Source organism: Sorangium sp. So ce590 (assembly GCF_051521365.1).
GTDB lineage: Bacteria > Myxococcota_A > Polyangia > Polyangiales > Polyangiaceae > Sorangium.
Genome location: NZ_CP150346.1, coordinates 8,234,885 through 8,258,404 on the forward strand (window position 1 = coordinate 8,234,885; position 23,520 = coordinate 8,258,404).

The window sequence follows — 23,520 nt, forward strand, 5'->3', positions numbered from 1 at the left end:
AAGTGAAGGGAAGCCACGCCATGGAACAGACGATCACGCAGAAGACGCGCCTTCCTCTGGTGGGCGAGACGAGATCCAGCAAGACGGACATCGACGTCGAGGCGGAGCTCCGGGCGTTCGAGGAGGCCGAGCGCGAGCGGCTCGGGATCAAGGCCGAGCGGCGGCAGTGGGTCGACGGCATGCTCAAGCCGAAGATGACGAAGAAGGAGCGCGACAACGTGACGCTCCTCATCAGCGGCCTCACCGCCGCGCAGGACTTCCTGTGCGAGGGCGCGCTGAAGGGCCTCGGCTACAACGTCACCTACTTCGGGATGAGCGACAACGCCGGTCTCCAGACGGGCAAGGAGTTCGGCAACCGCGGGCAGTGCAACCCGACGTACTTCACCGTCGGCGGCCTCGTGAAGCACCTCATCGATCTGCGCGACAAGCAGGGGATGTCGACCGAGGACATCATCAAGAACTACGTGTTCCTGACGGCGGGCGCCTGCGGGCCGTGTCGGTTCGGCATGTACGTGACCGAGTACCGGAAGGCGCTCCGCGACGCCGGCTTCGACGGCTTCCGGGTGATGCTCTTCCAGCAGACGGGCGGCCTCTCGCAGGCGACGGGCGATGACGTCGGCCTCGAGATGAACCCTGCCTTCTTCATCGCGATCATCAAGGCCATCGTGTGCGGCGACACGCTGAACGCGCTCGGCTACCGCGTCCGGCCTTACGAGATCGAGGCCGGCGCGACGAACCGCGCGATGGAGAGCGCGAAGCGCATCCTCTACACGGCCCTCTACGAGCAGACGAACATCTTCCGGGCGCTCTACGAGGCGCGCAAGGAGTTCGAGGGCGTCCGGGTGGACAAGCTCCGGCCCAAGGCGAAGACGTCGATCATCGGCGAGTTCTGGGCCATGACGACCGAGGGCGACGGCAACTACGCCCTTCAGCGGTTCCTCGAGAGCGAGGGCGGCGAGAACGACATCCAGCTCACGACGGCGTGGCTCCTCTACAACATCTGGGAGTGCGCCCGCGACACGCGCGAGCGGCGCGACCTGCGCGGCGCCGACGAGGGCAATTACGGCCTCGCCAGCCTGGACGAGTTCGGCGTGGCCAAGCGCCTCGCGACGATGCGCCTCGCCGAGGGGGCGCTCCGCGTCGGCTTCCAGGCGTTCGCGCTGCCGCTCGGCCTGTTCGATTACCACCTTCCGGACATGGAGCTCGTGGCGGATGTGGCGAAGGACTACTACTCGAACGACCTCCGCGGCGGCGAGGGGCACATGGAGGTCGGCAAGCTCATCGTGAACGCCGTGAAGGGGAAGGCGCACGTCACGGTGAGCGTGAAGCCGTTCGGGTGCATGCCCTCGTCGGGCGTCTCCGACGGCGTCCAGTCGCTGATCACGTCGCGCTACCCGGGCACGATCTTCTGCGCGGTCGAGACGAGCGGCGACGGCGCGACGAACTTCTACTCCCGCATCCAGATGTACATGTTCAAGGCGCGCATCCTGGCCGAGCAGGAGCTCGCCCGCGTCTACGAGGAGACGGGCGTCACGGAGGCCGAGGTGCGCGCGTTCCTCGAGAAGAACCCGAAATACGCGAGCCCGCTCCACCACGCGCCGCACCGCGTTGCCGGCTCGGCCGCCAACCTTGTCTACGAGGTGGCGCCGCTCATCAAGCAGTCGGCGGCCGAGCGCGCCGTGGTGAAGGCCAAGGCGGCGGCGGGGGCGCTCCGCGATGCGGTGATGTCCGCCCCGGCGAAGGCGAACGCCGCCAGGGCGTTCCTGACGAACCCGGAGACGCTCTCCCGGGCGCGCGAGGACGTCGCGCTCCTCCGCGACATCGTCGGCGGCAAGGCCTCGGAGCGGTTCAAGCCGCTCGTGAAGCGCCTGGCCGGCAAGGCGTACTTCGAGAACAACCCCGAGGTGAGCCACACGGCCTACAGCGGGGAGGCCATCGCGGCGGAGTGAGGTGGACGCCGCCGGGCTCATCCCGGCGGTCGCCTCGGCTCCTCCGGATCCACTCGGGTCGCGACGTGGCGGCGAAATTCTGCTAGATATCGCCCGCCATGACTGAACTGCGTTCGTTGTCCCCCGAGGCTCTTGCCTCGCTCACCCGGGAGCTCGAGGCACGTTATGCTGCCTTTGAAGCCCGGGGCCTCAAGCTCGACATGACGCGCGGCAAGCCGTCGTCCGAGCAGCTCGACCTCGCGAACGGCATGCTCGGCCTGCCCGACGCGAGCGACCTCGTCGCCTCGGACGGCTCGGATACGCGCAATTACGGCGGCCTCGACGGGCTGCCCGAGATGAAGGCGATCTTCGCCGAGCTGCTCGAGGTGCCCTCGGCGCAGGTCATCGTCGGCGGCAACAGCAGCCTGACGATGATGCACGACGCGGTGGTCCGCGCGCTCGTCCACGGCGTGCCCGACGGGAACGGCGCCTGGTCGAAGCAGTCGAAGGTCAAGTTCCTGTGCCCGAGCCCCGGCTACGATCGTCACTTTGCGATCTGCGAGCACCACGGCATCGAGATGATCACGGTCGATCTGAACGACGCCGGCCCGGACATGGATCAGGTCGAGCGGCTGGTCGCCGAGGACGCGGCCATCAAGGGCATGTGGTGCGTCCCCAAGTACAGCAACCCGACCGGCACCACGTACGCTCCCGAGGTCGTCCGCCGGCTCGCCAGCATGAAGACGGCGGCCGCGGATTTCCGCCTGTTCTGGGACAACGCCTACGCGGTCCACCACCTCTACGCCGAGGGCGATCGGCTCGCGGACATCGTGTCGGCGTGTCAGTCCGCGGGCAACCCCAACCGGCCGTTCGTCTTCGCCTCGACGTCGAAGATCTCGTACGCGGGCAGCGGCATCGCGGCCATGGCGTCGAGCCCCGCGAACGTGGCGGACGCGAAGAAGCACCTCGCCATCCAGACCATCGGCCCGGACAAGGTGAACCAGCTGCGGCACGTGCGGTTCTTCAAGGATTACAAGGGCTTGCTGAGCCACATGCAGCGCCACGCCGAGCTCCTGCGGCCCAAGTTCGAGGCGGTGACGAGCATTTTCGAGCGCGAGCTCGGCGGCAAGGGCATCGCCAGCTGGACCTCGCCGCGCGGCGGTTACTTCGCCAGCCTCGACACCCTCGACGGCTGCGCGAAGGAGGTCGTGCGTCTGGCCAGCAAGGCGGGCGTGAAGCTCACCGGCGCCGGGGCGACGTACCCGTACGGCCGCGATCCTCGCGATCGCAACATCCGGATCGCGCCGTCGATGCCCCCGCTCGATCAGATCCGCGTCGCCATGGACGTTGTCACGGTCTGTGTCCAGCTCGCGAGCGTGCGCAAGCTCGCTGGCTGATCGCCCTTATCCCCCTCATCGCCATCCGCCTCGCCGCTCGCGCGCGTTGCGAGCGGCGGACCCCCGTGCCAGGCTCGCCGCTTCCTCCTGGAGCGCCTCATCATGCAGCAACTCACCCCCGAAGGTCAGCGGCGAGTCTCCGACCTGTCACAGCGCTATTACGTCAGCACCGACGCGGTGATGACGCTCCTGCAGGCGCTCGTGAACGGCCATGGGACGATGGCGCAGTTCTACCACCCCGAGCTGGGCGGTGGAGGGCAGTGGATGCAGGGCGGCATGACCATGATCGGGGACATGTTCAACAGCTCTCTCAAGGCCAAGGTGGAGGGCCTGTGCGCCGAGCTGTCGAGTCTCCTGGCGAACCAGCCGTTCGCTCCGGCGCCCGCGAGCCATCAGTCCCAGGCGCAGGGAGGGCAGCAGCAGCAGGGTGGCAATGGCGGCTTCGGGGGCTCGCCGGTCAGCCTGTTCGTTCCGGCGTCGGGGGGCGGTTCTGGCAGCTGGTGGCCCGGGGAGCTCGGCGTGCCGAGCTCCAGCGGGTCGCAGAACGACATCCGGTATGCCTATTTCCCCGGAGCGCGCCGCGTGGCGGTCGACGTCAACGGGCGAGTCAGCGTCTATGACACGCTCGATCATCAGATCAGCGGTGTGTCGCAGCAGCAAGGGTCGGGGTCGTCGGTCACGTTCACGAGCCAGTACGGCGTGGTGAGCGTGCTGAGCTTGCCGATCATCTCCGGCGACCTCGCCGTGCAGCAGGCGCCGAGCGCTGCCCCCGCGCAGGCGCCCGCTCCGGCGCAGGCCGACGCCGCCCTGCCCCGCTCCGCGTCGGCTCCGGAGGCGGATATCTTCGCTGCCATCGAGCGGCTCGCGGACCTGCGGCAGAAGGGGATCCTCACCGAGCAGGAGTTTGCTGCGAAGAAGACGGATCTCCTGAGCAGGCTCTGAACGCGAGCCCGCGAGACGCGCGATCGCCGAGGGCGAGAAGGAAGCGGGCGAGAAGGAACCTACCTCGCGGACCGCGCGTCCTCGCGCTCCAGCCCGCGGAGGACCTCCTCGAGCGCTTCCTGGGGGATGAGGCCTACGTGTCGGAACGCCTCCCTCCCCTCGGGGTCGAGGATGACGACGCTCGGCACGTGGTGTAGCCCGGCAAAAGGCCCCTCCCCGGCGATCGTCGGGGCGTCCGCGAGCGCAACCGGGTACGGGAGCTTGAGCGTCGCGACGAAGGCCTCGACGAGCGGCCGGTTCTCGGGCGCCTCGAGGACGAGGAGCGCCGCGTTGATGCGCGGCGTGTGATCGCGGAACAGCCCCGCGAGGAACCGCGCCTCCACCTGAGACGCCACGTCGTAGGTCGCGACGAAGGCGATCACGCTGAACCTGCCCGCAAGCGACGCGGTGGAGATCTCGCCCCCGTCGAGCGTCTCGTACGAGAAGCTCCGCGCCTGGCCACGCGCCGGGGCCGCCGCCGCGACCTGCGGCGCCGCCGCAGGCTCCCGGACCGCGTCGCCCCCGCCGCCGGCGCAGCCGCTCGCGAGCAGCACGAGCGGCAAGCAGACTGGCGCCAGCGACCTCATGGCAGCGGATCCCCCTCCAGGTGCGCGTCGAAGAGATCGGCGCAGAGCTGCAGCGACGGCGGGAGCTCGGCCCCCTTGCGCTGCTGCGCGAGGATCGCATGGCACAGCTCCTCGATGACCAGCTTGATCGGCGTCACCTCGATCTGCGCGCCGTCGAGCAGCATCCCGGGGCCGGGCGCCTCCTCCGCCCGGACGATCGGGTCGTGCCGCGCCCAGGTGATGCCGTCCTCGGGGAGATAACGACACCAGAGCACCCGCACGAAGCGCAGGTAGAGCGGCGTCACGAGCGCCACCACCCGATCGCCCCCCGCGGCGATGCCGCGCAGCGCGAAGCCCCCGGCCGGACGCGGGGCGAGCTCCCCCTCCCCCATCGCGATCGCGATCTCGATCCGCTCGCGGCGCGCCGCGTCGCTCTCGACCGACAGCAGCGGCGCGTAGATCGCGACCGTCGGGACCTGCAGCTTGGGCACGTCCTCGGCGAGCACGTCGAGCCACGCCTCGCGCGCCTCGGGGCCGAGCTCGCCGTACACGTGCGCCGCGGCGATGGCGGCCTCGGCGTCGGTCGCGAGCGCGGCCAGCCACTCCCGCCAGGCGGCGAGGATGCGCGGATCGAGCAGCGCGCCCGAGGACGCCGGCAGGCCCTGCGCCGCGCCGTCGTGCGCAGCGACATCCAGCGAGGCGTCCTGGACGAGATCGACCGAGCTCGGATCGCGGTGCTCCGTCATGCCCGCCTCAGCGTTGCGCGCCGCGGCGCCGCGCGCCGATGTCCTGCTCCAGATCGCGCAGGAGCTCGGCGAACTCGTCGCCCCGACCGAGCGGCGCCGCGAGGGTGATCTCACCGCCGCGAGCCGCGAACAGGAGCGCGATGCCCTCGCTCGCCTCGAGGATACCCTTCACGAACACGACGTCCGCTGGATGGACCAGGACATCCTGGACCAGCATGCCGGCGCTCGCCTCCGCGATCGAGAGCGGGCCGCGAGCGGGCCCGAGCGGCCCCACGCCCGCCTCCGAAAAGTGCCCATCGGCCGGAGACGCGGGGGCGACTCGGCTTGAATTGCTGTCGCGCCGGCCCATCGACGGCGGAGCTAAGCACCGCTCGCCGGAGGGATCCAGCAGGCATACCGGGCGGGGATGACCAGGGCCCTCGCCGCGTCAAGAGGCCGCGGTCGTCCCTCGATCCGCGGACCCCGAGCCGCTCTCGAGCCAACCGAAACGCTTCGCGAGATCGTCGGGCCGCTCACCTTCGAACGAGCGGAGCTCGAGGCGCGGCGGGCCACGGGCCGGCGTCGGGCGGCGGTGGCGGTCCGCGCGCCGCGGCAGGCGGGCTCTGGGGGGCGACGGTGCGCGTGGAGGAGGCGCCGCGAGGGGCGAAAGCGCCGCGAGGGGCGAAAGCGCCGCGAGGGGCGCTACACTCCCGCCGATGTCAGCTTCACGAGCCTGCAGCGAGCGTACGGAGCAGCGCCGCGAGACGTGCCCGGCGCCGCAGCCGAAGACCGCGGTCGACGAGGATGAGCGCGAGCACGACGAGCACGACGAGCACGACAACAAGCTGATCGACCTGCCGCCGCTCGGACACGAGGAGGAGGCGGCGGGCGACGAGAGCTTCGAGGAGCTCCTGCAGACGCTCGACGACGCGGAGCACGGGCTCGACGACGCGAACGCGAGCGACCTCGAGGTAGGCGTCGAGCTCGCCGTGGACGAGGGCGCGAGCGGGGAGGACGAGCCCGCGGAAGAGGGCGTCGACGTGGGGGCGCTCCACGAGGGGATCGCGGACGCCGACGCGGGCTCGTGGCTGTCCGACGAGGCCGCCGAGCACGACGACGCCGAGCACGACGATCTCGACGACGGCGAGGGGCACGGCGACGACGGCGGCGCGGAAGGGACAGGAGAGGATCCGTCGGACGACGTCGACGAGGGCGAGCTGCCCGCGCTCGACGCCGATCAGGACGGCACCTACGAGGGCGAGGATCTGCTCGCGGAGCTGCCCGACCTCGCGGACGACCCGGCCCCGGTCTGGGACGCGCTGCCGTGGACCGTGGTCGAGGGCGCCGGGGCCGCGGTCCCGTGCAGCACGCTCGCGGTGGCCGGCGGCCACGTCGTCGCCGGAGGCGCCGGCGCCGAGCCCGCGCTGGCGAGCGAGCCGTCCCCGCGCGCGGCAGGCCGCTCGCGCCGCGCGGACCGGGCGGGCGGCGATCGCGGGACCGTGCTCGTGATCGACGCGGGAGCGCTGTCGGCGCGCCGCGCCGGCGTCGATACGTCGGCGTCGTCGATCGTGCTGTCGGACAGCGCGCTCCTCATCGCCACGCGCCGCGGCAACCTGCTCCTGAGCGACGACCGGGGGAAGACGGCGAGCCCGCTCGGCGCGTGGGGGTCGGGCGGGGCGCCGGTGACGCTCGCGACGACGCCGGGGCGGCTCTGGGTGCTGGCCGGCAAGACGCTGTGGTCGCCCGCGACCGGCGCGATCGCCGTCCCGCCGGAGACCGGCTCCGCCGTGCCCCCCGGATCGCCGCGCAGCGACGCCGCGCCGTCGCCGTCGCGGGGCGCCCCGTCGCTGTCGCCCGGGCCCGCGCTGCGGGACGGCGTGCTCCGGATGAGCGCGAGCGAAGGGGTGATCGTGGCGCTCACGATCACGGCCGGGGGCCCGCAGCTCGAGCGGCTCCGCGGCGACGACGAGGGCTCGCCTGTCGTGCCGCTGTCCGGGGCGGCGCGGCGCGCGGCGGAGGCCGACGACGGCCGGCTCGCGGCGGCGGCGGGCGGGCGCTCGATCGCGCTGTCGGGCGCCGGGCTCCTGTGCGTGTCGCGCGACGGGGGTGAGAACTTCCGCGTGATCGAGGGCCTGAGCGCGGTCGTCGCGCTCGCCTTCGCGGGCGACCCCAAGGGCTCGCCGCTGCTCGCGCTCGTCGCCCGCGAGGGCGAGCGCCGGGCGCAGCTGGTCCACGTGCCGTCGAACGCCGCCCCCACGGTGGTCGCCGAGATCGGGGCGACGCTCCACGGCGCGGCCGAGGAGGACGCCGCGTCCGTCGGTCCGGCCGCGATCGCGTGGGACCCGTCGCGCGAGGTGGTCTGGATCGCGTGCTGGGCAGGGCTCATCGCGCTCACCCGGCAGCGCAAACACTAGCGTCGCGCGGCGCTCAGGTCTCGACGAACGACGCGTGGAGGAGGCGCTGCGCGGGCGCGGCGTCCGCGGCGTCGACGAGGGCGCCGAGGCGCAGGGGGCCGGCCACCGTGAGCCGGGAGGCGATGCCGGCGCGGCCGAGGACCTCGACGAAGCGGGCCAGCGGCTCCGCGGTCGCGGTGAGGCCGTCGCCGACGACGCTGACGGCCGAGAGGCCCTCGACGAGCTCGATCGACGGCAGCAGCGCGGCGAGCTTTCGCCTCGCGCCCTGCCAGTCGGGCACGTTGAGGAGCGGGAGCACGAACGCCCCGCCGCCGTGGCCGAAGGAGAGATCACGGAAGCCCAGCCCGAGCTCACCGGCCGCGCGGAGGAGCTCGTCGAGCCGGTGCCCGGCGTGAGCCCGCGCGAGGACGACGTTGCCCTCGGCGACGATCGCGCGCGCGGAGAGCGTCGAGGACGCCGAGCCCGGCGCGAAGCGGCGCACCACCGTCTCCCGCGCGCCGGAGCCGGCGTCGAAGGTCGAGCGCGCATGGAGGGCGACGCCGGAGCGCCGCGCCCACTCGACCGCCTGGGCGCAGACGACCTTCGCCCCGCACTCCGCCATCTCCTGGAGGACCGCGCAGTCGAGCTCGGGCAAGTGACGCGCGTCCGGGACGACCCGGGGGTCGGCCGAGTACACGCCGTCGACGTCGCTGTAGATCTCGCAGCGCTCGGCGCCCAGCGCCGCCGCGAGCGCCACCGCCGTTGTGTCGGAGCCGCCGCGGCCGAGCGTCGTGATCTCGCGGCGGTAGCTCATCCCCTGGTAGCCGGCGACGATCACGATGCGGCCGCGCGCGAGCTCGTCCTCGATCCGGAACGGGCGGACCTCGATGATGCGGGCGTCGAAATGGCGATCGTTCGTCAGGATGCCGGACTGGGAGCCCGTGAACGAGATCGCCTCGAAGCCCCGGGCCTGGATCGCGATCGAGAGCAGCGCCATCGAGACGCGCTCGCCCGTCGAGAGCAGCATGTCGAGCTCGCGCCGGGGAGGATCCGCGGCCGCGCCCGCGCTCGCCGCCTGCCGGGCGAGGGCGAGCAGGCCGTCGGTCGTCTTGCCCATCGCGCTGACCACGACCACGACGTCGTTGCCGGCGCGCTTCGCGGCGACGACGCGCTCGGCGACCTTGCCGATCCTGTCGACGTCGGCGACGGACGAGCCGCCGTACTTCTGCACGAGGATCGAACCGCCCGGCTTCGCGGGCGAGGCGCCCGACGCGCACGGCGAGCCCTCCTGCTGGACGCGGTTCGGCGGCTGCTCCGGCTCGGCCATGCTGCACCTCCAGGCGCAGCGCGCGCTGCGCAGGAGATCCGGCTATCACGGGCGCGGAGCGCGGGCCAAGCGCGCGGCGGCGCCGGGCGAGCTCCGCGCCGGCGCCGTCAGGTGAGCTCGCTGTGGAGCAGCATCTCGTAGAGCTCCGCCTCGGAGTCGCGCCCCTCGGCCCGCGCCCTCCTGGCGAGCCGCGCGAGCACGTCGCGCCGCCGCGGCGCGACCTCCAGGCGGGCGGCCTCGTCCCCCTCCTCCAGGCGCGCGGAGAGCAAGGCGAGGAGATCGAGATCGCGGCCGAGCCGCTCCAGCACGTCGGCGAGCGCCATCGCCACTCCCTGGTCGGTGGGATCGGCGCGGACCCGATCCGCGAGCCGCTCGGCCAGGAGCTCGTCGTCGACGCCGAACGCGCGGGCCAGCGGCACCTGCCCCTCCGCGAGCGTGACGCTGTTCGGGACGGGCGCCATGTCGGTCGACGTGTCGCTGCCGTCGAGCGTGGGCATCTCGTCGAGGAGCCCGGAGTCGCCCGGCGCGATCGGCGCGGCGACGGCCGGCGCGATCGGCGCGGCGACGGCCGGCGCCCGGGCGACAGGGGCAGGCACGATCGGCGGCGAGCGAGGGGGCGCCGGGGTGATCACCACGGGCTCGGGCGGGGCCGTGCGCCGGCGCGGCACAGGGACGTGGACCTCGATCTGCTGCTCGGTCGCGCGGGGCCGCTCAGCCGGGCTCGACGACGCCGCGGGCGGGGGCGCGATCGGGGGCGCGAGCTCGCGCGAGACGCGGCGGAAGGCGGCGGTGATGGCCGGGTCGCGCGGGCGGAGGCGCAGCGCGAGGCCGAGGTGGCGCTGCGCGGCGAGGAGGTCCCCCCGGGAGCGCTCCTCGATCTCGGCGGCCTCGGCGAGCATGGCCGCGACGGCGGTGGGGCCGCCGCCGAGCAGCGAGCCCGCGGCGCGGGCGGATCCGATGTCGCCGGCGGCGCGGCCCTGCAACGCGAGCTCCACCGCGTCGCGCAGCCGCCCGAGCGCGACCGACGCGCCCCCGAGATCGCCGAGCTCGGCGCACCAGCGGCCCTCGAGCAGCCGCGCCTCCAGCGCCTCCGGCACGCCGGGCGGGATGGCCCGCACGCGCGCGACCGCCGCGGGGAGATCCCCGGCGATCTCGGCGAGGCCGCGGCCGAGCTCCAGGTCGAGCGCGCCGGCGGGCGCCCCGCTGCGCGCGGCGAGCGCGCGCGCCCGGGCGAGGAGGTCGAGCGCGCGCCTCCCCTCCCCGGCCGCCCGCAGCGAGCGCCCGAGGCCCGCGACGACGTCGGGGCTCTCCGGGGCGTAACGGAGCGCCCGCTCGAAGAGCACCCGCGCGTCGGCCACGTGGCCCCGCGCGAGGAACGCCTCCGCGGCCCCGCGGGAGACGGCGTGGCGCGCCTCGGCCCCGCGCGCCGAGGCCTCGAGGTGCTCGGCGTCGGCGAGCGCGCCGCGCACGTCGGCGACGTCGAGCCGCGCCGCGAGCCGCGCCCAGCGCAGCGCCTCGATCCCGGGCGCGCGCGCGACGCCGAGGTTCAGCGCGTCGAGGCGCACGTCGAGGGCGTCCGCGAGCCTCGCCGCGCGCAGCCAGGCGAGCGCGGCGAGCGGGCCGTACGGCTCCGCGTGCGCGGCGCGCGCGAGCGCCGAGAAGGCGCCGTCGCGATCGCCGACCGCCTCGAGGAGCGCGCCGCCGAGGAGGCCGGCGTCCACGGCGGGCATGGCGTCGACGACGGTCGAGAGCGCCCCCTCGGCGCGCTCGCCGATCACGAGGTCGATCCAGGCGAGGCGCGAGGAGATCTCGGGGTGCCGCGGGGCGCGCTCCAGCGCGGCCAGGTAGGCGCGGCGCGCGTCGTCGAGGCCGCCCGCGAGCGCGAGCTCGTCGGCGGCGCCCGCGAGCTCGGCCGCCTCGAGCGCCCGGAGCGCGCGGTCGCCCAGCGCCGGAGGCGCCGCATCGAGCGCGCCCTCGGCGCGGAAGCGGCCCGCCTCCGCGACGACCGCCATCCACTGCACCCCGGCCACGGCGGGCGCCCTCGCGCCGGCGGCGGGCAGGAGCAGGCGGACGATCCGCTCGACCGCGGCGTCCAGCACGATCGCGCCCTCGACGATGCGGCCGTGCGCGCCCGCCATCATCGAGAGCGCCTGGAGCGCGAGCGCGTGCGGCGGGGCCGCGAGGCCGACGCCGCGCGCGCGCTCCGGCAGGAGCCTGAGCGCGCGCTCGCCGGGCGCGACGGCGACGTCGAACGCGAGCGCCGCCTCGCCCGATCGCAGCGCGACGAGCGCGCCCTCCTCGATGGGCGCGATGATCAGCTGCGGCGCGCCGTCGCCGAGGAGGCCGCGGAGCCGCGGCGCGGCCCAGCCGGCGAGCTCGGTCCCCTGCGCCTCGACGGCGAGCCGGACGAGCTGGCCGCGCCGGTGCCGGAAGCGCGCGACCCCGCCGGAGAGGTCGACCGGAAACCGGATCCCGGCGAGCCGCACGACGAGCTCGGTGACGCGGAGCGGACCGAGCGCGAACGGCTCCCCGAGCTCGATCGCGAGCGCCCCCTTGCTGACGGCGAGCCGGAGGACGGGTCGGTCGTCGGGCGGGCGCGGGGCCGCACCGCCGCCGGGCGCGAGCGCGCGGAGCGACGGCGACAGGCCCAGCGCGCGCGCCGGCCGGCCGCGCCTCTGTCCAGCAGCCATACCCGCCAAGGGTATCAACCCTGCGGCGATCCAGGCGAGTTAGCGGCGATCACGCCGGACGAAGCGCAACGTGACGGAACGGGCGCTCAGAGGTCGCCCTTGGCGAGCTTGTCCTTCATTTTCTGGATGAGCACGGGGAACCCGTCCTTCTTGATGATCTTCGTGAACTGGGCGCGGTAGCTCCCCACCAGGCTGACGCCCTCGGTGACGATGTCCCGCACGAGCCAGGTGCCGCCCTTCTGGGCGAGCTTGAAGGCGATCTCGACCGGCTCCTCGCGCGCGTTCTTCCTGGAGACGGCCCTCGTCTTGACCGTCATGACGCCGCCGCTCTCGGTCTCGCCCGTGTACTCGATGTTGAAGTCGAGCGTCTTCTTCAGGTTGCGCTCGTAGGCCCTGCGGACGAGCTGCTTGAGCAGATCGCTGAACTGCTTCTTCTCGGCGTCGGTCCGGGCCGCCCACTCGCTGCCGAGCGAGCTCTCCGCCAGCGCCGAGTAGTCGAGCATCTCGTCGAAGACCGAGCCGACCTGCTTCTGGCTCTCGCCCCCTCCCTTCTTCAGGAGGTCGAACAGGACCGTCTGCTTGGCCTTGACGACGTCCGTCGCCGGCCCGGCGTTCGCGAGGCCCACCGGGCCGAGCGTGAGCGCGAGCAGCGAGAACGTCGCCGCGAAGAGATGGGTCATCGTGCGTGTCACGTAGGGTTCTCCTTCTGTGCCTGCGGGCTGCCAGCGAGCCTCGCGTCGCTTGTACCGCTCGCCCTCTGTCCGCGCACTCTATGCGCGAGGCAAGCGGCCTGCCACGTCGGACGGGGGCCACGGCGGCCCGGTGACGTCCTGTCCCTGCTCTCCATGAACACAGCGAAACGACACGGCAATCCGCCGGCGCTGGGCCGCGCTCCAGGGGCAGACGACGGTCTCCGCGGGCTATTCATCCGCGGGAGCGGGCTCCGCGGCGACCTCCGGCTCCCCGGCCGCGGGCGGCCGGTCCGGGACCCGGACCCGGAACGCGGTGCCCTCGCCCTCGCGGCTGTCGACCTCGATGGCGAAGCCGTGATCGTCGAGGATCCGCTTCACCACGGCCAGGCCGATGCCCATGCCGTGCGTGCGGGTCGTGAAGAACGCATCGAAGAGGCGGTCGCGGGCGGCAGCAGGGATGCCTCGCCCCTGATCGCGGATCTCCAGGAGCCAGGCGCTCGCGTCGCGCCAGAGGCGCACGGTCACGACCGCCCCCGCCGAGCTCGCCTGGATCGCGTTCCGCGCGAGGTTCCAGACGACCTGGCGCATCTGGGCGGCGTCGGCGATCACCGGGGCGGACGGCGGCCCCTCGAAGCGGACCTCGACGTCGCCGCCGCGGCCCGAGCGCGCGGCGAGCACGACGACGTCGCGGGCCGTCGACGAGAGGTCCACGCCCTCGAGCGCCGGCACCCGCGGGCGCGACAGATCGAGCATGTCGCCCACGAGGTCGTTCAGGCGCGCCGTCTCGCGCTCGATGATCTCGCAGAGCTTCCGGTCCTCGTCGGAGAGCGTCCCGCCCGTGCGCAGGAGCTCGATCGAGCCCGCGATCGAGCCGAGCGGGTTGCGGATCTCGTGGGCCAGCCCCGCGGCGAGGCGGCCCAGCGCCGCGAGCCGCTCGGCCTGCTCCGCGCGCGCCGTGGCCTGCACGAGCCGGCCGCCGGTCGCGCGCAGCCGCTCCGCCAGGTAGCTCGCGAGCAGCGTGACCACCACGATCGCGAGCAGGTTGACGAACATGGGGTACCGGAGCTCGCCCCACTGCGTCACGTACGCGCCGGAGGGCTGGTCCGGCGGCACGCCGAGCAGGTGCAGCCCGAGCGCGGCGCACAGGAGGAGGTACGCGGCCGCCCCCGACGCGGCGGCGACGATCGCGCCGGGGAGCCCGAGGAGGATCGCCCCGGTCAGGCAGGTGAGGCCGTAGAGCGACGTGGCGCCGCTCGTGGCCCCGCCGGTGATGTACACGAGCGCGGTCCAGGTGATCTGGTCGGTCACGAGCTGCGCCCGGGCGATCGCGCGGAGGGCGCGCTGCATGCGCAGGAACACCGCGTAGATCCCCGAGACGCCGTACGCCGCGGCGACCGTCACGAGCGCGACGATGCTGGAGAAGCCCCCGGAGGTGAACCCGCGGAGGTACACCGCCGCGGTCACGACGAGGAAGACCGTGAGCACCGCGAGGCGCAGCGCGATGAGCCAGGTGAGCCGGCTCGCGAGCGGCGCCTCGGCGCCGCCGGGAGCGCCGGACGGGAGCGGCGTCGCGACCGGCGAGCCGCGGGCGTCGATCGACGGCCCGGCCCCGCCCCGGTCTCGCCGCGCGACGGCCTCGCCGCCCGGGCTCGCCGGCGAGGCCGAGGGCGACATCACTCCGCCTTGATCTTGCCGGCGAGATCGAAGATCGGCAGGTACATCGAGATGAGCACGACGCCGACCATGCCGCCGACGACGACCATGAGGAGCGGCTCGATCAGCGACGTCAGCGCGGAGACGGCGACGTCGACCTCCTCCTCGTAGAAGTCGGCGATCTTGTTCAGCATCGTGTCGAGCGCGCCGGTCTGCTCGCCGACCGCGACCATCTGCACGACCATGCCGGGGAAGACCTGCATCTCGCCGAGCGGCTCGGCCATGTTCTTCCCCTCCGAGATCTTCTGGCGCGAGTACATGAGGCCCTCCTCGACGACGACGTTGCCGGCCGTCTTCGCGACGATGTCGAGCGCGTCGAGGATCGGCACGCCGGAGCCGAGCAGCGTGCCAAGCGTGCGCGCGAACCGCGCCACGGCGATCTTCTGCATGACCGGGCCGAGGATCGGGAGCCGGAGCAGGAGGCGGTGCACCATCCGCTTGCCGGCCGGCGAGCGGTAGAAGTAGGTGGCGCCGACGGCCCCGGCCACGGTCAGCACGACGATGAGCGGGAGGTAGGTGACGAACGCCTTCGAGGTCGCGATGACGATCTTCGTGAGCTGCGGGAGCGCGTCCTTCGCCCCGAACTCGGCGAACATCGTCTCGAAGGACGGGATGACGAACGACATCAGCACGATCATGACGACGATCATGATCACGATGACGGCGATCGGATACGCGAGCGCGCCGCGCACCTGGCGCGCGAGCTTGACGCGCTTCTCGATGTAGATCGCGAGCCGGTTCAGGATGCTGTCGAGGATGCCGCCCACCTCGCCGGCCTGGACGAGGTTGACGAACAGGTCGTCGAAGATCTTGGGGTGGCGCCGGAGCGCGTCGCTGAACGTGGCGCCCTGCTCGACCGTGTTCTTGATGTCCCGCAGCGCCGCCTGGAAAACCTTGTTCGGCTCCTGGTTCGACAGGATCTCGAGGCACTGGACCAGCGGGAGGCCCGCGTCGATCATCGTCGCGAACTGGCGGATGAACTTGACGAGGTCCTTGGCCTCGACCCCCGAGCCGAAGCTCAGGTTGAAGCTGAGCTGCGCCCCCTTCTTCTTGACCCGGGTCGGGCTCAGCTGCTGAGCGCGGAGCCGGTTCTGCACCGCCGCCTCGTTCTCGGCCTCCATCGTGCCCTTCCGGATCTCTCCGGAGCGGCCGCGCGCCTCCCAAACGAACTCCGCCATAGTGCTTCCGGTCTTCTCCCTGGGTCCACGGCGGGCCGAGCCGGCGCGCCGGGGCGGCCCCGCCTCCGGGGACGCCAGGATAAAGTTCGGCGAGGCCGGGGGTCAAAGACGGTGGGTCGTTCTCTGAGCCAGCCGGTGAGGGGGTGGTCCGACGTGGGCGCTGGGGGGGCTCGGGCGGGCGCGGACGCGGACGCGGACGCGAACGCGAACGCGGAACCGGAAGGAGCGTCGTGCCCAGCGGCACGCGCCGGCATGGCGCTCGGTGCGCCCCGACGTGAACGGATGGCACACATCGTCGCAGTTCGCGCCTGAAAGGTGTGCCACCAGGACGCCGAAGCGCGTCGTCTGGACATCGAGATGGGCCATCTGGACATCGAAGTGGGCCATCTGGACATCGAGGTGGGCCATCTGGACATCGGGATGGGCCCATCCGGACAACACAGCCCTCCCCCGCCTCCGTCTCCACCGCCACGGACCCCCGGCGCCGGCCGAAGCGGAGCTAGGGCTGCCCCCGCTCCGCCACGTAGCGGACCGCGCCGTGCACCTCGCGGAGGAGCGCGCCCTGCCGGCGCTCGACCCGCATGAGCTCCTGGTGGCCCTCCCACGCGCCGACCGGCGCGACAAGGACGCCGCCGTCGGCCAGCCGCTCCTCGAGCGCGGCGGGCGGCTCGGTCAGCGCGTAGGTCACCGCGACCTTCCACGAGCGCTCCGAGGGCGGCGTCGGGCCGCACGCGAGCACCCGCTCGGCGAGCGAGCGCCCGTCGCCGCACAGCAGCGTGACGCTCGCGCCCTCGTCGGAAGGGCCGGCGCCGCTGCTCGCGAGCGCCTCGTCGTCGCCCCGGCGATCCGGCCGCGCGCCGAGGAGCCGCGCCGCGCGCGCGTGCAGGGCAGGGTCGATCTCGATCGAGGTGACGTGTCCGGTCGGGCCCAGGATGCGCCGCGCGAGCGCCGCCCCGTAGCCGGTGCCCGTGCCCAGCTCGAGCACGCGATCGCCGGGCACGAGGCCGAGCAGGCTGTACGTGAGCAGGTACGCGTGCGGCGCGCTCACGGTCGCGTGCCCGGCACGGTCGAGCGGCAACGGCGTGTCGTCCGCAGAGGCCGCGACGTCCTCCGGCAGGACGAAGCGCTCGCGCGGCACGAGCAGGATCGCGTCGAGGTAGCGCGCCGGGAACTCGAAGCGGCGCGCGAGCTCGGTCACGAGCGGCGCACGCGCCACGCGCCCGGCCTCGGCGAGCTCGACGTCGCGCTCGATGGCGGCGTCGAGCGGCTCGGGGACCTGTGCCCAGCGATCGGGGCGGCGATCGTCGTACCTCGCCGCGAGCGCAGCGAGCGCCGCAACGGCGGCGCGGGAGTCGATGCTCGGGGGAGAAGCCACGGCGAGATCCTGAAGCAGGACCGACCGCACCGCTCGATCTTTCGGGAACCTTTCGGGGATCTTTCGGGGATTACTCGGCGTTTCTCCGGGCCCATCCGGCCCACCGCCAGAGCTCGTTTGACAAGGGTGCACGAGCCTCTTCATCCTCGGCCATGGCCCTCGTCGATCTCACGCCGATCGCAGCGATCGCGATCGAAGAGCACCGCGCCGCGCCCTGCGCCTGCGTCGCCGCCGCGGTGCGCACGCGAAACGACGTCCGGTACGGATCCGGCGCCGCAGGACGGCTGTGGTTCGAGGACAGCCCGCCGGCCGGCGCGCGCGGCGCGACGCCGCCCGCGGCGACGGGCGACGCCATCTTCGATCTCGCGTCGGTGACGAAGCCGTTCACCGCGCTCGCGTTCGCCCGGCTCGTTCGCGCCGGCAAGCTGAGGCTCGACGAGCCGCTCGGGCAGGCGCTCCCCGAGCTCGCGGGCACGCGATCGGCGCGCGTGCCGCTCGAGCTCCTCGCCGCGCACCGGGCCGGGCTCGAGGCGCACCGCCCGCTCCACCCGCCCGGCGACAGCGCGCCGATCGATCCGCTCGAGGCGCTGCTCGCCTGCGCGGACGGGCGCCGCGAGGCGTGCGCGGGCGATCCTCCCGACGGCGGGTTCCCGCCTGTGTACAGCGACCTCGGCTACCTGCTCCTCGGCGCCGCGGTCGCGCGGCGCGGCGAGGCCGAGCTCGACGAGGTCGTCGCGCGCGAGGTGACAGGCCCCCTCGGGCTCGCGGTCGCGCCGCCGCGCCGGCTCCGGCGCCGCGATCCGCGGTTCGACGAGCGCGTCGTCCCCACCGAGGACGTCGGGTTCCGCGGGGGAATGATCCGCGGCGCGGTGCACGACGACAACGCCTGGACGATCGCGCGCGACGGGATGGCCGGGCACGCGGGCCTCTTCGGCGACGCGATGTCCGTGGCGCGGCTCGGGGTCGCGCTGCTCGAGGCGCTCGCGGGCGAGCGGCCGGAGTGGCTCTCGCGCGAGGAGGTCCGGCGGCTGATCGAGCCGCGGCCGGGCGGGTCGCTGCGCGCCGGGTTCGACGGCAAGAGCGGCGAGAGGCCGAGCGCCGGCGCCCGCTTCGGCCCGCGGACCTTCGGCCACCTCGGCTTCACCGGGACGAGCCTCTGGATCGACCCGGACGCCGAGCTCGTCGGCGTGCTGCTCACGAACCGCGTCCACCCGACGCGCGCATCCGACGCGATCCGCCGCGCGCGACCCGCCGTCTACGACGCGATCGCGGAGGCCATGGCGCGCGCGCGATGACGCGAGGAGGCGACGGCGCGCCGCATCGAGCCCGCGTTTTCGCGGGCTGACGCCGGGCGATGCTAGGCTGCCGCGGTGTCACACGGCGCCGCCTCCGAACCGCTGGGCCCGTCCTCCGGGTCGCTCCGCTCGCCCGCCGAGCCCGCGCGCGCGCCCGGCGAGCTGCGCCCCGGCGCGGTGGAGCTCGAGCCCGACAGCGCGCCGAGGCCGCCCGACGCCGCGGACGATACGTGGCCGTCCGGCGGCGCGGTCAGCGCGCCGAGTCCGTCCGGCGGCGCGCCGAGTCCGTCCGACGGCGCGGGCGCTGCCCCGCCGCCCGCGGCGCTCCATCCGGCGCAGCGCCCCGCGGCGCAGCCCCGCTCGCTCCGGCAGAACGCCGCGCAGAGCGGCCGCTTCATCCGCGCCTACCTGACGACGTTCACCGTCATCGCGAGCTACCTCTGGTTCTTCTTCCTGCGCCGCCTCTTCGGCGACGCCTGGGCGCAGAGCCGCGTGGACGAGGTCCACGCGAGCAACGCCCGGCGCATCGAGCGCACGATCGTCGAGCTCCAGGGCCTCTTCATCAAGGTCGGCCAGATGCTCAGCATCATGGCGAACTTCCTCCCCGCGACGCTGCGCGCGGGGCTCGAGGGGCTGCAGGACCAGGTGCCGCCGCGGCCCTACGAGGAGATCGAGCAGCGCATCGCCGAGGAGCTCGGGCGCCCCATCGACGAGGTCTTCGCCCGCTTCCACAAGGAGCCGCTCGCGAGCGCCTCGCTCGGCCAGGTGCACGAGGCGTGGCTCATGGACGGCACGCGCGTCGCCGTGAAGGTGCAGCACCGCGACATCGACGAGATCGTCCGCCTCGATCTGCTCACCATCCGCCGCATCATGGCGATCGTCGCGAAGTTCGTCCCCGTGCAGGGGCTCGACGCCTACTACCACCAGATCCGCTCGATGATCCTGGAGGAGCTCGACTTCGTGGGCGAGGCCAGGAACATCGTGCGCATCGCCGACAACTTCGCGAAGCAGCCGCAGGTCCGGTTCCCCAGGCCGATCGAGCCCTACTGCACGCGGCGCGTGATGACGACGACGTTCGTCGAGGGCATCAAGGTGGGCGACGTCGCGGCGCTCGACGCGCACGGCGTCGACCGCAAGGCGCTCGCCCGCCACATCGTGCAGGTCTTCTGCCAGCAGATCTTCATCGACGGCGTCTACCACGCGGATCCGCACCCGGGGAACATGCTGGTCGGGCCGCGCGGAGAGCTCATCCTGCTCGACTTCGGCGCGGTCGCCGAGCTCTCCCAGGAGATGCGCGAGGGCATCCCCGAGTTCCTCGAGGCCGTGATCCGCCGCGACACGGAGGGGATCATCAAGGCGCTGCGCAAGATGCGCTTCTTCTCGCGGCGGGACGCCGTCGACATCAGCGAGAAGGTCGTCGAGTTCTTCCACCAGCGCTTCCAGGACGAGGTGAAGCTCGAGTCGTTCAACCTGAAGGACATCAAGCTCGATCCGCAGAAGGGCATCGAGAGCCTGATCGACCTCAGGCGCATGAACATCGGCCTGAAGGAGCTCTCCGGCGCGTTCCACGTGCCGCGCGACTTCGTGCTGCTCGAGCGCACGCTCCTCCTGCTCACCGGGGTCTGCACGCAGCTCGATCCCGACCTCAACCCCATGGATGTCGTGCGCCCGTACCTGCAGGACTTCGTCCTCGGCAGCCGCGACTGGGCCCAGATCGCCCTCGAGGCGGCGAAGGACATGGGGATCAAGGCGCTGACGATCCCGGACGACCTGCGCAAGTACCTCACGCGCGCCAACCGCGGCGAGGCCGAGGTGAAGGTCCGCGGCCTCGCCCAGGCCGCGTCGCTGGTCTATACGGGGGTGCGCCAGCTCATCTACGCGGCGCTCGCTATCGCGGCCGGCTTCGCGGGGCTACAGCTCTACCTGGCTGGCCACGCGGCGCTCGCGCGCTATTGCCTCTACGGCGCCGCGGCGGCCGGGGCGCTGCTCGCTGGGAGCATCCTGTTCACGAACCGAGGTTGACGACACGCCATGAGCTCGATCGATCTGTCGCAGTACGAGGCCGAGGTCGCGGCCGCCGAGGCCGAGGTCACGCGGATCAGGGAGGCGAACGCGGAGCTCGCCGAGGAGCACCGCGGCGATCGGGCGCACGGCGCGCACGAGATCCTGCGCCGCGGCGCGGCGGCGCTCGCCGCCGCGCGGGACCGCCTGGAGACGGCGCGCGTGGCGCTGAAGCTCGCGGAGACGACCGGCTCGCCGCACGGGCTGCTCGCGCGCGAGGGGTTCGTCCTGGGCTCGGTCGCCGTCGCCATCCCCGCCGGCACGACGAGCGGCGAGCGGGTCCGGCTCATCGAGGAGGCGCTGGCGGCCGAGCTCACGGGCGCGGCGCGCGACGTCGGGGTGGTGCTCGCCGCCCCGGCGGAGCGCTACACGCGGGAGCGACCCGGGCGCGACGCGGAGGGGCGCACCGTCCTCGATGTCTCCGGGCACGTGGAGGGCGACGTGCTGATGCCCGCCATCTCCAGGAACGCCAAGAACGCGCGCAGGAGCTGAGCGCCGCGCGGCGCTCAGGCCTTGAACGCGGCGATGACCGCCGCGGCGCGCTCCTCGACCCGCGCGCGGAGCGGGGCGAAGCGCGCGTCTGCCCGCGCGCGGTCGAGCACCGCGCAGCGCTGCATCCAGAGGGCGTCGAAGAGCCCCGCCTCCACCGCGCTCGCGAGCGTGCGGAAGAGCGCGTCGTCCTCGCCGAGGAAGGCGAGGATCTCGGCGTACATCTGGAGGAAGAGCGGGCGCAGGCGGCTGCCCGGCTCGGAGCCGTCCGCCGTCGAGCGCAAGAACGCCCGCTGCTCGTCCGACAGCCGCGACGTCGCGAGCACGTCGCGGTAGAGGCGCGCGTACTGGACGGGGACGTTATCCATCCCGTGCGGCAGCTCGTCGACGGAGAACGGAGCGCCGTGCCACAGCCCGAACCGAGCGCGCATGATCGCCTTGTGAAAGCGGCTCGACGGGTCCTCGGTCGGCATGTCGAGCAGCGCGCCGGCCGCGGCCCAGTCCCCCAGCAGCGCGCGGCCGCGCGCGAGCTCCCAGCGCGGGAACAGCTCGCCCGGGTCGAGCGACAGCGCGGTGTCGAGCCGGAAGACCGCCTCGTTGACGAGCCCCGCCTCGAGGAGGATACGGCCGAGCAGCTCGTGCGCCTTGGCCAGGCTCGGCGCGCACTGGAGCGCCTTGCGCAGCGCCGGCACGGCGCCGACGGGGTCGCTCGCGCTGAAGCGGACCGTCGCGAGCGCCACCCACGGCTCGCCGAGCGAGGGGGCCTGCGCGATCGCGCGCTCGGCGGCCTGCTGCGCCTTCGCGAGCTGCGCCCTGCCGTCGCCCCGCGCGGCCATCAGCCGCGCCGAGGCGACGGCGTAGCCGGACAGGATGTTCGGGTCGTTCGGCGAGAAGGACAGCGCCTCCTCGAAGAGCGCCACGGCCGGCGCGGCGTCGCCGTACCAGAGGTGCCGCAGCTGGTGGCGCGCGCGCAGGTACAGGTCGATCGCGCGCGGGTCGCTCGGCGCCTCACGGTCGCGGCTGGCGGCGTCGACGGTGAGCGCCCCGGAGATGGCGCTCGCCGCGTCGTCGCTCACCGCGAGCAGCGCCTCGGGCGAGCTGTCGAACCGCTTCGCCCAGAGCTGGAACCCGTCCTCGACGCTGATGACGCGCGCGGTCACGCGCACGCCGGCGGGCGCGAGGCGCGACCCCGGCCGCGAGTACGGCGCCTGAGGCTGCGAGCGCGGCCCGTCGTGCCCGTGGCTGGCGCCGCCGGTGCGGCGGATCGACCCCTCGACCACGACCTGCACGCCGAGCTCGCGGCCGATGTCCCGCGGGTCGCGGTTGTCGAGCCGCACCCGGGACACCGCGGCGTGCGGCCGCACCTTGAGGCCCGCGGTCATCGAGAGGGTGTCGGTGAGGTCCTCGGTGAAGCCGTCGGCGAGGTAGTCGTCGTCCGGGGCGCCGCCGTTGCGGAACGGGAGCACGGCGACGGTCTTCAGCGCCGGCGAGGACGCGGACGAGGGCGCCGGCGCGGGCGCGGGCGTGAGCACAGGCGCCGAGAGCGTGGGCGACATGAGCCGCGGCTGCGGCGCGGTGATCGCCTCGGCCGACGCGGCGACCCGGGTCGGGCTCTGCTCGACGGGCTGCGGCGCGGTCGGCGCGGCCGTGGCCGTCGACGCGGCGATGGCCGAGACGAGCGACTGCGCCGGCTGCGGGGCGATCGACACCCGCGAGCGCGCGAGCAGCAGCGCGCGGTGGGCCTCGGCCGCGCCGGCGTAGCGGTCCTCGCGCCGGATCGCCATGCACCTCAGGACGACGTCCACGACGACGAGGGGGACGTCCGGACGGACGGAGCGCGGGTCGGGCGGCGGGGACCGCAGCCGGGACATGGCGGCGGCGATCGCGCCGGCGCCCGGCCACGCGCGCCGGTGGGTCAGGCACTCGAAGAGGATCATGCCGAGCGCGTAGATGTCGGTGCGCGCGTCGATGTCGGGCTCACCCGTCAGCTGCTCCGGCGACATGTACGCGGGGGAGCCGAGCACGAAGCCCGCCGACTCGCCGGCGCTCGGCCCGGACGAGGTGCGGGCGATGCCGAAGTCGGTGATGACGACCCGCCCGCTCCTGTCGAGGAGCACGTTCTCGGGCTTGAGGTCGCGGTGCACGATGCCCGCCGCGTGCGCGGCGCCGAGCCCGTCGCAGAGGGAGCAGCCGATGCCGATGGCCTGCTGCGTCGGCATCGGGCCGGTCCGCGCGAGGACGCTGTGCAGCGACTCGCCCTCGACGCACTCCATCGTGAGGAACTTCTCGCCCTCGTGGTCGCCGAAGTCGAACGTCCGCGCGACGTTCCGGTGCGTCACGCGCCGCGCGAGCTTCACCTCCTGCCGGAAGCGCTCGATCATCCCGGCCGTGCTGGCGAGATCGCGCCGCAGCATCTTGAGGGCGACCACCTCGTCGAGCTCCACGTCGCGGACGCGGTAGACGCTGCCCATGCCGCCGGTGCCGAGCAGGCCGAGGATCTCGTAGCGCCCGGCGATGCGCTGGGGCGCGGCGACGAAGCCGGAGCCCTGGCTCTCGCTGCGCGGCTCCGCGCGGGACGTCGGCTCGGAGGCCGTAAGTCGCCTGTCGCTCACGCGCTCAGTCTACCCACGCCGAAGGGTAGAAGTCAGCGCGAGCGAGCCGCTGGACAGAAAACATGAAATTCGCCGCGCTCCGCTCACCCCGACACACC

17 protein-coding genes are annotated in these 23,520 nt (G+C 73.6%); 7 read left to right on the forward strand and 10 right to left on the reverse strand.

Annotated features, from left to right (window positions below; genetic code table 11):
* The first annotated feature begins 20 nt into the window (after window positions 1-20).
* The 3 genes from WMF28_RS31035 (at window position 21) to WMF28_RS31045 (ending at window position 4,267) form a co-directional block, all read left to right on the forward strand.
* Window positions 21-1,949, forward strand: coding sequence for a 2-hydroxyglutaryl-CoA dehydratase (locus WMF28_RS31035; RefSeq protein WP_437596986.1), 1,929 nt, complete (start codon window positions 21-23; stop codon window positions 1,947-1,949).
* A gap of 98 nt (window positions 1,950-2,047) precedes the next feature.
* Window positions 2,048-3,325 (forward strand): aminotransferase class I/II-fold pyridoxal phosphate-dependent enzyme, encoded by a 1,278-nt coding sequence (locus WMF28_RS31040; RefSeq protein WP_437596987.1) that lies wholly within the window; start codon window positions 2,048-2,050, stop codon window positions 3,323-3,325.
* A gap of 102 nt (window positions 3,326-3,427) precedes the next feature.
* Complete coding sequence (locus WMF28_RS31045; RefSeq protein ID WP_437596989.1) at window positions 3,428-4,267, forward strand: SHOCT domain-containing protein; 840 nt, start codon at window positions 3,428-3,430, stop codon at window positions 4,265-4,267.
* A 59-nt stretch (window positions 4,268-4,326) separates the two neighbouring features.
* On the opposite strand, the gene WMF28_RS31050 is transcribed toward WMF28_RS31045, so the two are convergent.
* From WMF28_RS31050 to WMF28_RS31060, 3 genes are read right to left on the reverse strand one after another with little or no spacing between them, the layout of a single operon-like run.
* Window positions 4,327-4,893, reverse strand: coding sequence for a TlpA family protein disulfide reductase (locus tag WMF28_RS31050; protein WP_437596990.1), 567 nt, complete (start codon window positions 4,891-4,893; stop codon window positions 4,327-4,329).
* Entirely contained in the window at window positions 4,890-5,618 is a 729-nt protein-coding gene (locus tag WMF28_RS31055; RefSeq protein ID WP_437596991.1) for a hypothetical protein, read from the reverse strand. Before WMF28_RS31055 ends, WMF28_RS31050 begins: the two co-directional genes overlap by 4 nt.
* Before the next feature lie 7 nt (window positions 5,619-5,625).
* On the reverse strand, window positions 5,626-5,892 hold the full coding sequence (locus WMF28_RS31060; RefSeq protein WP_437596992.1) for a DUF4911 domain-containing protein: 267 nt from the start codon (window positions 5,890-5,892) through the stop codon (window positions 5,626-5,628).
* 421 nt (window positions 5,893-6,313) lie between these two features.
* Here WMF28_RS31060 and WMF28_RS31065 point away from each other — a divergent pair, with 421 nt between their 5' ends.
* Window positions 6,314-8,011: a hypothetical protein gene (locus tag WMF28_RS31065; RefSeq protein ID WP_437596993.1), complete on the forward strand. Its 1,698-nt coding sequence runs from the start codon at window positions 6,314-6,316 to the stop codon at window positions 8,009-8,011.
* A gap of 13 nt (window positions 8,012-8,024) precedes the next feature.
* Here the strand turns inward: WMF28_RS31065 and WMF28_RS31070 are convergent, their stop codons facing one another.
* The 6 genes from WMF28_RS31070 to WMF28_RS31095 form a co-directional block, all read right to left on the reverse strand.
* Window positions 8,025-9,317, reverse strand: a complete 1,293-nt coding sequence (locus tag WMF28_RS31070) for an aspartate kinase (RefSeq protein ID WP_437596995.1) — start codon at window positions 9,315-9,317, stop codon at window positions 8,025-8,027.
* Window positions 9,318-9,424: 107 nt separating this feature from the next.
* Window positions 9,425-12,007: a tetratricopeptide repeat protein gene (locus WMF28_RS31075; protein WP_437596996.1), complete on the reverse strand. Its 2,583-nt coding sequence runs from the start codon at window positions 12,005-12,007 to the stop codon at window positions 9,425-9,427.
* 86 nt (window positions 12,008-12,093) lie between these two features.
* Window positions 12,094-12,699 carry an MlaC/ttg2D family ABC transporter substrate-binding protein gene (locus tag WMF28_RS31080; protein WP_437596998.1) on the reverse strand — a complete coding sequence of 202 codons (606 nt, stop codon included), beginning with the start codon at window positions 12,697-12,699 and terminating at the stop codon, window positions 12,094-12,096.
* 228 nt (window positions 12,700-12,927) lie between these two features.
* Window positions 12,928-14,373 (reverse strand): sensor histidine kinase, encoded by a 1,446-nt coding sequence (locus WMF28_RS31085; protein ID WP_437596999.1) that lies wholly within the window; start codon window positions 14,371-14,373, stop codon window positions 12,928-12,930.
* Window positions 14,373-15,590 (reverse strand): type II secretion system F family protein, encoded by a 1,218-nt coding sequence (locus WMF28_RS31090; protein WP_437597001.1) that lies wholly within the window; start codon window positions 15,588-15,590, stop codon window positions 14,373-14,375. The genes WMF28_RS31085 and WMF28_RS31090 overlap by 1 nt, the downstream gene beginning before the upstream one ends.
* Before the next feature lie 499 nt (window positions 15,591-16,089).
* The gene (locus WMF28_RS31095) at window positions 16,090-16,965 is read right to left on the reverse strand and encodes a protein-L-isoaspartate O-methyltransferase family protein (RefSeq protein WP_437597003.1); all 876 of its coding nucleotides are present in this window, start codon (window positions 16,963-16,965) and stop codon (window positions 16,090-16,092) included.
* 152 nt (window positions 16,966-17,117) lie between these two features.
* On the opposite strand from WMF28_RS31095, the gene WMF28_RS31100 reads away from it, so the two are divergent.
* From WMF28_RS31100 to WMF28_RS31110, 3 genes are all read left to right on the forward strand, one after another.
* Window positions 17,118-18,260 carry a serine hydrolase domain-containing protein gene (locus WMF28_RS31100; protein WP_437597004.1) on the forward strand — a complete coding sequence of 381 codons (1,143 nt, stop codon included), beginning with the start codon at window positions 17,118-17,120 and terminating at the stop codon, window positions 18,258-18,260.
* A 75-nt stretch (window positions 18,261-18,335) separates the two neighbouring features.
* Window positions 18,336-20,282, forward strand: a complete 1,947-nt coding sequence (locus WMF28_RS31105; RefSeq protein ID WP_437597006.1) for an AarF/UbiB family protein — start codon at window positions 18,336-18,338, stop codon at window positions 20,280-20,282.
* A 9-nt stretch (window positions 20,283-20,291) separates the two neighbouring features.
* Window positions 20,292-20,813: a hypothetical protein gene (locus WMF28_RS31110; RefSeq protein WP_437597007.1), complete on the forward strand. Its 522-nt coding sequence runs from the start codon at window positions 20,292-20,294 to the stop codon at window positions 20,811-20,813.
* 14 nt (window positions 20,814-20,827) lie between these two features.
* On the opposite strand, the gene WMF28_RS31115 is transcribed toward WMF28_RS31110, so the two are convergent.
* Entirely contained in the window at window positions 20,828-23,422 is a 2,595-nt protein-coding gene (locus tag WMF28_RS31115; protein WP_437597008.1) for a protein kinase domain-containing protein, read from the reverse strand.
* Between the last annotated feature and the right edge of the window lie 98 nt (window positions 23,423-23,520).